Origin of the sequence: Paenibacillus yanchengensis (genome assembly GCF_042684845.1) — a bacterium.
GTDB classification, from domain to species: domain Bacteria; phylum Bacillota; class Bacilli; order Paenibacillales; family Paenibacillaceae; genus Pristimantibacillus; species Pristimantibacillus yanchengensis.
The window spans coordinates 251,858-264,744 of record NZ_JBHUMH010000016.1 but is presented as its reverse complement, the minus strand read 5'-3'; the positions used below and the strand labels follow the sequence as shown (position 1 = coordinate 264,744).

Below are 12,887 nucleotides of genomic sequence, written 5' to 3'. Positions count from 1 at the left end.
TTATAAGTAAACGATACTCATAATATATGATAGAATAAACTACGAACGAATGCGCTTTCGTTTTTCGATAAACATCTCATTATTTCGATGGAAGCTTCAAAAGTACATCATTGCCTCCAAAGGAGCGATATAGATTGACTTATATTCCTGACTATTTAAAATACTATCCTAATAAAGATAGCTCCTACCCTTTGCATATAAGTAAAAACGAGCTACAACATGGTTTCCGTGCGCATAGACATGACTTTCTAGAATTTTCTTATGTCATTAGCGGCAGTGGTTGCGAAGTAATTAATGGTATACAACATCAGATGCAGCCAGGTACCTTCACTTTTGTATTACCTTATCAAATCCATGAGATTTTCACCGATCCTGGGCAAACACTCGTACTTATCAACTGTAATTTTAATATGGAGCTATTGATGGAACAAAACAAAGAAGTCAGCCTATTCTCTTTAATTGATCGAGAACAACCGACTTCACATATCCAACTGCAACACGATGATCATCGTTACATGTTACAGTTACTTGAAAATATGCTAAAAGAATACAATGAAAACAACCGCTGGAAAACCGCTTTACTACAAGCAAGGCTAATGGAAGTACTCATTACATTTGACCGTATACGACAACAACATCATGATGGTAGCACCAATGCCATTCGCCAAACCGAATCCAAATCATCTGTCTGGCCAATTATTTATTATATTCATCAGAACTACCAAGAACCTTTAACACTAACTGAACTGGCAAATCGTTTTTCTATCAGTTTGTCGCGTATAAGTGAAATTATTAAAGAAACAACAGGTCAAAGTTTTGTACCTTTCTTACATGATGTAAGAATACGACATGCTTGTAGTTTATTAGCTTCCACCGATATGTCCATTACCGAAATTGCACTAGAAGTTGGCTATGGCTCATTCCAAACATTCTCACGTGTATTTCGTGACACAAAAGGTATCGTTCCCAAAGATTATCGCCGCCAAAAAAACAATTAAATGGAGTATTTAAACGCCGTTACAAACTATCGTCACAATCGCCCAGATCATTAACAAGGCATAACACACATACGACACGATCATCCATTTTCGTCGATCCATACCTTATCACCCCGTTCACAGCTATGTTTACATAGTATGCCGGAGTAACTAAAAGAGTCATCGAAAAATGAACCAATCTAGCTATTATTTTTATACAGTAACCAACTGCCCTAACACTGCTGCAATACTATCATTCACCGTATAAGCAGCGCTACGGTCCAGCGATGTCGTACTTTTATTAATAACGATCAGTCGATCACCTTTATAATACTGTACTAAACTAGCAGCAGGCTGCACCGTCAGTGACGTACCGCCTACAATTAAAACATCGGCTTGTTCAATTGCACGAACAGCCTGCTCTAGCGTATCCATATTTAACGATTCCTCATACAAAACAACATCAGGCTTAATCACTCCGTTACACTGCCGACAATACGGGATTTCCCCCTGACCATCAGCTGCACTCTCCGTCCGTAATTTTTCCTGAGTATTATCCAACGAGCTAACGTGACTAAGTGCAAGCAATTCCTCTAACGTGTAAAACTGGTTACAATTCATACAGTAATTGCGCTGAACGGAACCATGCAATTCCAACACACGTTTACTACCAGCTCGTTGATGTAATCCATCTATATTTTGCGTAATAACAGCTAGTAATTGCCCTCTTTCCTCTAACTTTGCGAGTGCAACATGTGCTAAATTAGGTTCGGCATTTGGATAAAGCATTTTTGTAACATAAAATTGATAAAACAACGCTGGATAACGATCAAAAAAACTACGACTTAACATTTGTTCCGGCGTAAACTCCATATCTTTCCATGCAAAAATACCATTAGCTGAACGAAAATCAGGAATGCCACTTTCTGTAGACGTGCCTGCCCCTCCAAAAAAAACGATTCGCTGCCCACTGCGAATAACGTCATGAACGGCTTGCCATTCGTTTGACATAAGTTAGCAACTTCCTTTCCTTTCATTATTTTATTGTCCGATTTTTTCTAACGGCTCCGGTGCATGCCCATACGTAGGTGTTGGACGAGCAACGGGAGCTGCCCACTTAATAGCATTATCAATTACTTTTCTAATTTGTGGATGATAATATGTTGGGAACGTTTCATGTCCTGGACGGAAGTAAAAGATTTTACCTGCTCCACGCGAGTAGCAACAACCACTTCGGAACACTTCTCCACCTTCGAACCAACTAACCATCACTAACTCATCTGGCTGAGGAATATCAAAATGCTCCCCATACATTTCTTCTTGTGGCAGTTCAATAAAACGATCGATGCCTTCCACAATTGGATGTGCGGGATTAACAACCCAAATTCTTTCCTTTTCACCAACTTCACGCCATTGCAAATCGCACGTCGTTCCCATTAGCTTTTTGAAAATTTTTGAAAAATGTCCCGAATGCAACACAATTAAACCCATACCTTGCAGCACACGCTGATGTACACGCTCTACGATAGCATCCTCTACTTTATCATGCGCCATATGTCCCCACCAAATAAGAACATCGGTATCATTCAACACTTCTTCTGTTAATCCATGCTCGGGCATATCTAACGTTGCCGTTCGTATCTTACTCGCTGATTCAATGCCATCAGCAATAACTTGATGAATCCCTTGTGGATAAACTTCTGCAACTTTCTCATTGTTCTTCTCGTGATAAAATTCATTCCAAATTGTTACGTTCAGCTTCTTATTCATTGTAACACTCCTCTATCCTAAATGTAATGAACACTACTCTTCTATATTGTAGACAACATTTCAAATTTATACGATTGTCTTTTTCATCTTTTTATTACGGTATTCTGTTATACTTAATGTAGTATTTCTAATATAGCGGTATTTCTATTACGCAAAACTGTTGTGATTACAACTACGGAGGTGGATTGACAGTGGAAAACGAGATGTACTTAGAACAAGTAGATTACTCTAATCCCTTTTTAGCAATAAAAATTTGGCAAATTGATTGTCATGATAACAATAGACTAATAAATGAACAACAATTACAAACGATGGAATTACTTAAACAACAATATCAATGGCACTACCATCCTGAAATCGAATTATTACTTCTATTAGAAGGAGAGATGCTAGTCTTTTATCATAACGAGGAACGAAAGCTATTACCAGGAGATGTTGCTATACTCGGTTCATCAGAGCCTCACCTTACACTACAAACGAAATCGAACCTACGTTATATCGTGTTACAAATTCAATTATCACAATATTGGGACTCCAGTACGACACATCTGATGCACCATTTTAACGAAGTTATTAGACCACTCAGCAATCTAAATTATATTTTCCAACACAATGATGCTGTCCGTGATCAAGCTCGTCAGTTTATAAACCACATTTTTCAGGAAATGAATCAGTGCGAAACCGGTTATGAATTAGCCGTGTCTGCCTATATTAAACAAATCCTGTTACTATTGCTCCGCTACGATACGGATAAGCAACTAGAATATGATGACAATCATCAAATGCAACGATTAATGCCAGCACTACAATATATGGATAGCCATCTCACCGAAAAACTATCTGTAAAAGAAGCCGCTCAAGCAGTTAGCATGAGCTACACTTACTTTATTAAAATGTTTAAACAAACGATGGGTATGTCTTTTACCGACTTTGTTGCACACAAACGAATAAAAAAAGCAGAAAAGCTACTACTTACTTGCACCGATAGCATCGCTGAAATAGCAATTAACGTCGGACTACCTAACATTGGTCACTTTTACGAACGCTTTCGTAAATATAACGATTGCTCACCCAAGCAATATCGGGAACGTTATCTACATTCCATAAAAAAAGTAGACAATGACGAACAATAGAGTAGCGAGATCATTAACTAATGGTACGATCTCCTACTCTATCTCTTATTTGCTTTATAGTAATCTCCATCCGATTGTTAGTTGCGAAATATTTGGGTTAACCCCCACTCTATTCCCAATTTCTCCGCTTGCATCGTCTGTATTAACCGAGCTTCCTCCAACGATCCACCACTGACAATAAAATGGACTTCCTGCGTAGATTTATCAAACCAATCATCATTAGCAATGATATTGAATGTTTCAAAATTATCCGCAAAAAAAATCGGCGCTGTAAACACATCATGATGAGATTGCCCATTAACATTCGAGTACGTCGTATAATGTAACATCCCATTATTGACACCATTTTTATGTTTGTCTATGAACAAATTAGTACTATCACTATTATAAGTAAATGGAAAACCATCGATCCGAAATTCACCTTTAAAATATCTGTCTTTAAACAAAGGGCGATGCATCGTTCCTTTAATCGTCACACTAGTTGTCTTTATGGACGTTCCATCATCGTTTTTAAAAATAACCGCTTGTTGCACCATATCCACCTGTTTTGGAAAAGAATAATTATATAACACTACAAATACAGCGATCATTGCTACCACAATAATGACGATCAGCTTCTTCGCTGAAGCCATCCGCAACACAGCCTTTCATTGTGAAAAAAAATAACTTCCACCGAGTATATTACTTGAAATATTTGGAATTGTCTAGCACATAACTGCTGTACTGATTGTTAATTTTAAATCCACTTTTACAGAAAAAAACTGGATTCATATTACATATTGTTGTATAATTAGAACGGAAATGAAACTGTGTTTCGCTAAACGAAACTAAAGGAGTCGGTTAGATGAGCTATACTTTCTATGGTCTTGATCACGTTCAGTTGGCAGCACCAGAAGGTTGCGAAACAGAAGCTCTAAATTTTTTCAATAACATCTTAGGCTGGACCGAAATACCAAAACCTGAAGCTCTAAAACAACGTGGTGGCGTCTGGTTCCAATGCGGCATTCACCAAGTTCATATCGGAGTGCAAAAAAATTTTGTTCCCGCTATCAAAGCTCACCCAGCATTTCACGTACAGAACTTAGATAAGCTACGTCAACATTTACAAAATAATGATATTCAAGTGATGGATGATGAAGCAAGAATAGATGAAGGAGTCAAACGTTTCTATTTAAACGACCCCTTTGGCAATCGACTGGAGTTTCTAGAATGGCTTTAAACAACACTAAAAGAAAACCGTCCTCTTAAAAAAGGGCGGTTAAATTAGCTACCGTTCGCCGTTAGCTCAATGATTTCTCCATTGTTCTGTCCGCGAGTATATTTTCAGATTTTGTAAATAAACAGACCGAAGTAATTACTGTATCAAAATAACTTCAACCGCCTCAACGTCAGATTCAACTTTTTTATAAGGGGTTACCCAGAATTCGATTTTGGGATAATCTCCTGCACCGACAGGCTTAATAAACTCATATAGATCTGATACAGGAATCGAGATCTTTGTATTCGTGGATGGAGAGCGGGTATATATCTTAGTGCGTTTTGTTAATACGATATGACCTTCTTTGCCCGTCGCACCCTGATAGGACTCAATAAACTTTTGAAATACTGGTCCTTGCGGTCGAAAATCAGTAAGCATTAAGGTATACAAAACTCCATTAGCCTGAGAATGCTCATTCTTCCGTTGATCAACTAAAGATAACATCTCACCACTGTAAAAATAAAGAGTTTCGGATTCAAATGACTGTTTCTTGCCACAAGCAGATAGAAAGATTGCTAAAACACAGCACAATAGAATGTATTTTTGAACTTTAATGATACTCACGCCTCCTTGTGACAACTTAACTAGAAATGTAGCGCTCATCAGCTTAGCAAAAAAAAACACATATATCAAAGTTTCTCATTGATCTCAAATTCCTTGCTATCTAAATAACGGAACCATGCTAAATATTGTTACAAATACTTGGTTATTATCAACAATGAAATTTAACATAGCCAAAAATAAAGAAGCAGGTACTGAATCTCAATTTTGCTTAAGTACCTGCTTTCTTGATATTAAAAATCATTTGATAACCTAAAGAACTTTGTTTCGCTTGGTACACTAACAATTCTACTTTTGCTATTCATGAAGGCTAGAACTAAAAACATAAGTCTGTTCATAATAAACTCCTCAAGAAATTAATCGCCTCCTGATGTAGTCATACACCACCAAGAGACGATTATTAATCATTTTCTGTTAATCTGGATTAATTAACTCTTGTAACATGGTAGAAACCATTAACCAAATAGTGACCATAAATGACTGTGGATGTTGGTGTCAACGGAGCCCACAAATATTTTGTAGTGTTAGCATATGTCGTTGACGTATTGCCAGTAAAGCTGCCAGCAGGAGTAGGAAAGCTCACTGAAGCAGCGTACGTTTTTTCTGAAGTGTTTAACTTTTCGGCCGAAGCCACAGAGGATACTTCAAAATACCCTGGTGCTAGTTTGGCCGCTGTTACTGTATAGCCATTGTTAGAAGTTGTATTGTAATCTAGTCTAGCGGAAGGTCCGTCGTACTTAACAGGCGTTACTTTGTACTCATCGTATTGCTTCACTCCCATATACCAAACCGATTTAGAGGTATAATTGTAGGTAAAGTACCCATAAAAGTCAGCAGAAACATTGCAATAGGTTCCATTATTATAAATGCATTTTCCGTTAATTGTATAAGTACCTGATGTATTCGCAACAGAGACGTCTCCGCTATTGCTAAATCCTGCGCTAGTACTCGTTTTTATACCAGAAGAAAGTTTAACCGTAGAGCTTGTTGAATTCGTAATGGTTACTTTCTCATCGCTTCCAACGTTTACGGTTCCGATTTTAACTTCTTGGTTAGAATCTGTACTAGCGTTCGTACAAATGGTATACCCATTTCCACCACCAGATACGCAGTTAGGGCCAGTGCCCGGATAGTTGGCAAGTTGGGTTAGTGCTGAGACATTAGTTGCATCGACATAATTCTTTGGTTGCTTGCTTTTGTCGTTATTAAATTTACCTTTTAGCTTGATCTTTCTTTGTCCTTTTAGTTCCTCGAAATCTTTCTGAGAAACTTTAACGTTTTCCTTTAAGAATTGAACGGAAAAATTCATTGTTTCCATTTCATTATTAGTTGGATTTACATAGTAAATCTCGTAAACGCCAGTGGCAACAACACTCACTTGAGAAGCTTTACTTTCATTTGACAAACTAACTTTGAATGTAGCATTGCCATTTTCATCAGCCTTACCTTGATAAATAAGTTTATGGTCTTCCGAAATTGAAAGTACGGTAACGTCAGCATTCGGAACCAGTTGACCATTTTCATCTACGATATCCATCGATACCTCTGAATCTTCTTGTAGCGATTTTAACGAAGCAGAGTCAACAAAAGTGTTTTCGATTGCTTCTGTAGCAATTTCTTGTTCTGAAACGGGAATTACTGCAGAAAAAGCCATCATGCATAATGAAAGGGAAATCGCAAGTTTCCTCAGATTCATATCCATACTCGAATAGTAGTTTGAATAACATTTTATACCATCGAACAGGACATACGTTGATAACACACAAATACCTCCTTTTAATCTAATTTATGTATTATCCCTTTGCTATAATAGCATGAATATCCATGGTTGTATATGTCCTTTTTTGTAATATATTACCTAAAATAAATTAACCTGAATCACTAGCATTGCAAGTCATTGATGAAGCAAGAATAGATGAAGGAGTCAAACGTTTCTATTTAAACGACCCTTTTGGCAATCGACTGGAGTTTCTAGAATGGCTTTAAATATTTTAAAGATAACGTCTCTCTAACCAGTTATTCCTAAATACACAAAAGCCGTCCAATGGACGACTTTTGTATTGATTATCTCTTTGATAAGAGTTTCGACAGAGATAACTATTTTCCTTTATTTACTTGTTTCAACAATTTGCCTATATCATTTGTATATTTGGTGAGCTTTAACGTAACATCTGATCGAAGTGTTTCGCGAACAATACCAAACTTTTCTTCATATCCCCGACAATAATATCGGTAATAAAGTATCCCGTCATTTGTCTCTTCATCCGACACTTTAATATTACGCTGCTTAAGTTCTCTTTTTAGAACATAATAATCATCCGTTATCTTAAACATAATAACTTCAAGGCAACGAATGACAACTCCCTTTAATGTTATTTTAGAAAACGCCATATCTTCAAGCGACTTCTGGATCATCGTTATCAAATGGGGAAGCACAACCAAATCTCTTATCATATCGAGTTCTTCCGAAGTAGGTCTGCCCGCCGCAGACTTTATAACTTGTCGTTGATCATACTGTTCTTGATGCTCAGTCAGTAACATTTTCCCTTTCCAGCGTTCATTTCCGTCCAACTTTGTCATTTGTAGTGTCCTCCAATCTGTCCGGCTCTTTCGTGCGCCACTCCGGCATCCAATAAAGATGATGCTCGAAGTATGGCAGCCTCTCCATATCGCTCTCTGATCCGATCTGTCGCACACTCTAAATCATATATTTTGGCTCGATCCATAAAAAGATCAAGGTACTGCACCTCATCTCCTGCTAGTTGAGTTAACACGATTGTTATATAACTGACGGGCATCCCCTGCCAGTACTCGTTAAATAATTTAAGTATAGCCGCTTGTAGCTCTTGAGTAAGATTTGTTGGATAATCGAGAGTCGTTTGTCGACCAAATGAATTGACACGCTGACCATCAGTCTCGCCAATGCCCAATGATACTACGCGCCCCTGTACCCCAATTCTTCGAGCTCTCCGACACACTTCAGCGCAAAGCTCATGAATTACTACCTCAATATCCGCTTTACGAGAATAAAGGGACGCTCGCAGCGCCTTACCATGACTGACAGATTTGAGCGCTCCTCGTATTGCAGAAACTACCGGACTTGGATCAATACCGCGTGCTGTCTGCCAATAATATTCAGCCTGGATATCACTCTGTTTCCCCATTATCTTGCGCATCAACTGCTTGAACGCTGTAAGCTCCATTTGTGCAATGTCTCCAATAGTATTTATCCCCTGCATTACAAAACGCTTTGTCATCCGCGAGGCAACCATAAACATCTTATTGATTGGTAGTGGCCATAGTTCCTGCTCAATATTTGTCTGGTCTAGCCGATATATCCCTTCTGGATGTTTTTTTGCGAAATTATCTGTTGCCGTTTTTGCCAAAATTTTTGTCGGTCCAATACCTACTCGGGACCAAACACCAGTCGACAACTTGATCTTATGTTGTATTTGGCGTGCAATCTCTTCAGCTGAACCATATAAACCAACCGATCCAGTCACGTCGAGAAATTGCTCATCGATGGAATATGGCTCAACCAAATCGGTAAAAGATTCGAATATTTGTGTAATAAATAACGAAATTGTGATGTATCGTTGCATCCGTGGCTTAATAATGACGAGATCTGGACATAAAGTTAGAGCTTCCTCCACCCTACTCGCTGTTGTCACTCCCCGATCTTTTGCCATTGGACATGCAGCCAAAATAATACCGCTTTTGCGCGTTGGATCGCCAACCGCTACTGGCATATCTCGATATTCTGGATGTGCTGCCTTTTCAATCGATGCGTAAAAAGACTGTCCATCAACCAACAGTATTGTTCGTTCATTATGTTCTTTCATCATATGCGCCCCATTCGAACATTTGTTCTATATAATATATACCAAACAAACGTTCGATATGCAACATACAATAAATTCCTGTTGATTTTTAAAATAAACATTAACTACCTTAGATCAAACACGTAGCCACTCGTTACGACAAACTTACTTCCATATGGAAAGGAATGCCGGGTTTTGCTTCGCCTACGCACTATACTATTAATGGTTATTTCGCGTCATAACAGGTCATGTTCAAGATCAATGAATGGAGCGGTAAGCTTGTACGTTATTTCATACAAAGCGGCATTCCGATCAACCAAATTACGGTTGTTTGTTTGTTTTATCGTATAAACCCCCCTACGTTTAACCTACTATGGGCCGCATTTTATATGGTTTTTCGTATAAACTTGATCTCCTCCAGCACTTATTTGAATGTTTGTACGTTTTATCGTATAAACTCCCACTATAATCTCCTATTACAAATTTTCACAGTAGATTTTATGACCTCATGCGATACAAGCCAAGTCCGAACGACCTATGGTCAAATGCTACAACACTTGTAAATACAAAGAACCGACCTTAAGATCGAATTTTAATATTTATATACATATCTTCCATTTTTAAATCGACAACGACGAACGATTTCAATCCAGCACCTACATAAGGTGCGACGGGACAAGGAGATGGAAATAATTTTGATTGGACGGTAAGAGATCCAGAAAAAAAGCATTACGTAATGTGTTAGCTGCTTATGAAGCATTAGGTGGTAAAATACTTATAACCAATGCAACGTATCTACTTCATTTATTTCTTATACACTTCATTTTCTAAAATAATGATTTGTGCCTCATTAGAGGATCTTCCTACTTGTTTAGTATTCTCAACCAATCTATAAATATTGTCGCAGCATTGTTTAGCACCTAAAACCAATAAAGGAACGCCTATAAAATCAATTTTTAATCCCCTTGAAAAAAATCCGCCAATTGACATAACGAACGGTACAGTTGGGGAAGTATTAGAAAATACTATTTTTTCATGAAAGTGATGTTTATTCTGTAGTAACTGGCATAAATCTTTTAACGCTTGTACAACAAATTTTGCAGATTTCCTGCCTACTGTGTATACGGAATCTCCATTTTCATCTACCCCGTGAAATATAATTTTCCCGAAATCATCTTTAGTCAATTTGTTGAAGTAATTTACATTCAATATTTCTTCTTTCGTTAACTTTCGTTCTGACTGAGAAATTTGTTTTAAGTGATATGCAGCTGCAAGAGACGTTGTATGTGTCCCCCCATAGTCATTATAAATATAGATCATGGAATCATCCTTTAATATTTTATATCTAGTATGGTCAGTTCTGTTTGTCTTCAATCATGCGGCATACCCACATAGAGCAAGCCCCAATTCGACACATGGACAATACAGGGAGATAGTACGCAATTTCACTTATATCCAATAGAGTTGCTATGGTCTTGATGCTGTCTCTAAGTGCCTAAATTAGTCAAATTTTTCGGTATCGGGCTAATAAACAAACCCTTTCTTCTATTAGGAATATACTTCTATAAACAAAAAGAGTAATATTAGATGAAAAGGTTTCGAGCTTCCTTAAACGGAAGAAATGAAGTTCCACATGTAAATACGATTGCTACAGGAGATGCACTATTTAAACAAGGTAGAACTCGCAATTTACTACTATTTAAACTTTCCATCCGAAATATTAAAAAAGTAACTCAAGCTCATATCCATCTAGGGCGAAGAGGGGAGAACGGCCCCGTCGTGGCCTTTCTATTTGGTCCATCTAAATTTGGAATTTCTGTAAATCGAGGCGTTATTAGAGGTACGCTAAGAAGAAGTGATTTAGTAGGAGCGTTAAAAGGTAAGACTATTTGCAATTTAATTTGTGAGATTAAACGAGGTAATGCCTAGGTTAATGTGCACACAATACAGAACCCGGATGGAGAAATTCGCGGTCAAATTGTTCGTAAATAATATATAAAAATATTGCTTTTACACTCCTCGTTATCTTTATTCATATAAAAATCACACACAAAAGCGACTTACCACGGTCGCTTTTCTGGTTGTATTGGTGAAGGCGACCTTCCACTGTTAAAAACCCTGTCTGTGAAATAAAAAATAAAGATACATTTAAAGCCGTAGGATATTTTCCCATTGCCGCTTTTGTTATCTTAGATATTCAGGCTCTTCTGTTGGAGCAACTCGCAACTCTTCTTCCAGCTCATTGCCTAAACTCCTCATATCTTCACTACTTACTTTTAAATGGGGAAGGAAAAATCCATCATACACAAAAAACAGAACATACAAATCCGATCGATACTCATGCAACCATTTCAATTCAAAATTTTCGTCAGAATGATCAAACACTCTATCATACTTATCCCCTGGAAAATCTTTTAATAAAGCTATAAAATTATTAAGTGTAATATTCATCCAACCAAAAACTAGTTCTCGGCTTCCATTACTACTACTAATGTTAACTTCAAGTTTACTTCCTTCGAACTCTCCGGGGAAATGACGTACAAATTTGAATTCAAACACTGTTTCTCCGTTAATATCTTTTAATTTAGCCATACATCCTCCTAATCTTTCCAACTACTTATAAAATCATATATCCAGCTTGCCGTTTTCTTCTACTAATACCTAACTCTTTAGCGATTTCTCGTTGCGTTCGTTCTTCTCCTCCAGAAATTAATCCAAAACGATTGATTACAACTTCTTTTTCACGAAAACGAACATGTTTATTATTTTTTAGTTCTAAACTGTGGAGCTACCATTAGCTCCTCTCCCCACTTTTCTGCTTGCTTTTTTTGTAACTTGTAAACATCTTCCATTGATTCGCCACTTACGATGTAATATCGTGTTGTTTTTGGTTGCTCCACCCATTCTCCGTTTGCGATAATATTAAATGATTCAAAGTTATCCGAAAAATATATAACAGCACTTCCTAACAAAGGAAAAGGATACTCATCTGGTGTATAAAATAGACTACTCATCTCAACCCCATTTCGTTTCTTAATAACTGGTACGTGTAGATTTTCAAAATCATCGGTAAACTCATGTTGTTCTATTGCAATTTTCCCTTCAAAAAAATGGGCATCAAATACAGGACGATAAAAAACCCCTTTAATTCGTACTGTTGTGTTTTCTATTGGATAATCACTATCTCCCACAAAAGCTACTGCTGATTTTGTAATGTCTATTGAAGTTGGAAAATCATAACTCTTCAAAAATATTAGTACGATAACAGCGATTAATCCAAAAATAACTGCAGACAATATAAGTTTATTTTTCATATCTACACCTCCAGATTAAAACTAGAAGCATTGGAACCATAGGATTTAAAAAA

The 12,887-nt window shown here is 37.3% G+C and carries 13 protein-coding genes and 2 pseudogenes; 4 read left to right on the top strand and 11 right to left on the bottom strand.

The features are described 5' to 3' along the window. Window positions 1-134 precede the first annotated feature (134 nt). Complete coding sequence (locus ACFSTH_RS08530) at window positions 135-998, top strand: helix-turn-helix domain-containing protein (RefSeq protein WP_377772324.1); 864 nt, start codon at window positions 135-137, stop codon at window positions 996-998. Window positions 999-1,190: 192 nt separating this feature from the next. Here the strand turns inward: ACFSTH_RS08530 and ACFSTH_RS08525 are convergent, their stop codons facing one another. Both ACFSTH_RS08525 and ACFSTH_RS08520 read right to left on the bottom strand, forming a co-directional pair. Continuing rightward, complete coding sequence (locus tag ACFSTH_RS08525; protein ID WP_377772326.1) at window positions 1,191-1,988, bottom strand: NAD-dependent deacylase; 798 nt, start codon at window positions 1,986-1,988, stop codon at window positions 1,191-1,193. A gap of 30 nt (window positions 1,989-2,018) precedes the next feature. Further along, entirely contained in the window at window positions 2,019-2,747 is a 729-nt protein-coding gene (locus tag ACFSTH_RS08520) for a ThuA domain-containing protein (protein ID WP_377772328.1), read from the bottom strand. A gap of 191 nt (window positions 2,748-2,938) precedes the next feature. Between ACFSTH_RS08520 and ACFSTH_RS08515 the strand changes: the two genes are divergently transcribed. After that, the gene (locus ACFSTH_RS08515) at window positions 2,939-3,880 is read left to right on the top strand and encodes a helix-turn-helix transcriptional regulator (protein WP_377772330.1); all 942 of its coding nucleotides are present in this window, start codon (window positions 2,939-2,941) and stop codon (window positions 3,878-3,880) included. Between the two features lie 77 nt (window positions 3,881-3,957). Here the strand turns inward: ACFSTH_RS08515 and ACFSTH_RS08510 are convergent, their stop codons facing one another. Beyond that, entirely contained in the window at window positions 3,958-4,512 is a 555-nt protein-coding gene (locus tag ACFSTH_RS08510) for a hypothetical protein (RefSeq protein ID WP_377772332.1), read from the bottom strand. A gap of 212 nt (window positions 4,513-4,724) precedes the next feature. On the opposite strand from ACFSTH_RS08510, the gene ACFSTH_RS08505 reads away from it, so the two are divergent. Beyond that, window positions 4,725-5,099, top strand: coding sequence for a VOC family protein (locus ACFSTH_RS08505; protein WP_377772334.1), 375 nt, complete (start codon window positions 4,725-4,727; stop codon window positions 5,097-5,099). A gap of 135 nt (window positions 5,100-5,234) precedes the next feature. Here the strand turns inward: ACFSTH_RS08505 and ACFSTH_RS08500 are convergent, their stop codons facing one another. The 5 genes from ACFSTH_RS08500 to ACFSTH_RS08480 all read right to left on the bottom strand — a co-directional run bounded on the left by ACFSTH_RS08500 (window position 5,235) and on the right by ACFSTH_RS08480 (window position 10,840). Further along, window positions 5,235-5,702, bottom strand: a complete 468-nt coding sequence (locus ACFSTH_RS08500) for a hypothetical protein (protein ID WP_377772336.1) — start codon at window positions 5,700-5,702, stop codon at window positions 5,235-5,237. 421 nt (window positions 5,703-6,123) lie between these two features. Next, window positions 6,124-7,461, bottom strand: a complete 1,338-nt coding sequence (locus ACFSTH_RS08495; protein ID WP_377772338.1) for a hypothetical protein — start codon at window positions 7,459-7,461, stop codon at window positions 6,124-6,126. A gap of 335 nt (window positions 7,462-7,796) precedes the next feature. Further along, window positions 7,797-8,279, bottom strand: coding sequence for a hypothetical protein (locus ACFSTH_RS08490; RefSeq protein WP_377772340.1), 483 nt, complete (start codon window positions 8,277-8,279; stop codon window positions 7,797-7,799). Beyond that, window positions 8,276-9,541, bottom strand: a complete 1,266-nt coding sequence (locus ACFSTH_RS08485) for a DNA polymerase IV (RefSeq protein WP_377772879.1) — start codon at window positions 9,539-9,541, stop codon at window positions 8,276-8,278. The genes ACFSTH_RS08490 and ACFSTH_RS08485 overlap by 4 nt, the downstream gene beginning before the upstream one ends. A 783-nt stretch (window positions 9,542-10,324) precedes the next feature. After that, window positions 10,325-10,840 (bottom strand): DUF3189 family protein, encoded by a 516-nt coding sequence (locus ACFSTH_RS08480; RefSeq protein WP_377772342.1) that lies wholly within the window; start codon window positions 10,838-10,840, stop codon window positions 10,325-10,327. 267 nt (window positions 10,841-11,107) lie between these two features. Here ACFSTH_RS08480 and ACFSTH_RS08475 point away from each other — a divergent pair. After that, window positions 11,108-11,512 (top strand): annotated as a pseudogene (locus ACFSTH_RS08475) (CHRD domain-containing protein). Window positions 11,513-11,704: 192 nt separating this feature from the next. On the opposite strand, the gene ACFSTH_RS08470 reads toward ACFSTH_RS08475, so the two are convergent. The 3 genes and pseudogenes from ACFSTH_RS08470 to ACFSTH_RS08460 form a co-directional block, all read right to left on the bottom strand. Then, a complete protein-coding gene (locus ACFSTH_RS08470; RefSeq protein ID WP_377772344.1) occupies window positions 11,705-12,112 on the bottom strand; it encodes a hypothetical protein in 408 nt (135 codons plus the stop codon). A gap of 58 nt (window positions 12,113-12,170) precedes the next feature. Beyond that, window positions 12,171-12,266, bottom strand: a pseudogene (locus tag ACFSTH_RS08465) (sigma factor-like helix-turn-helix DNA-binding protein); the annotation flags it as partial. 16 nt (window positions 12,267-12,282) lie between these two features. Further along, window positions 12,283-12,834 carry a hypothetical protein gene (locus ACFSTH_RS08460; protein ID WP_377772346.1) on the bottom strand — a complete coding sequence of 184 codons (552 nt, stop codon included), beginning with the start codon at window positions 12,832-12,834 and terminating at the stop codon, window positions 12,283-12,285. Between the last annotated feature and the right edge of the window lie 53 nt (window positions 12,835-12,887).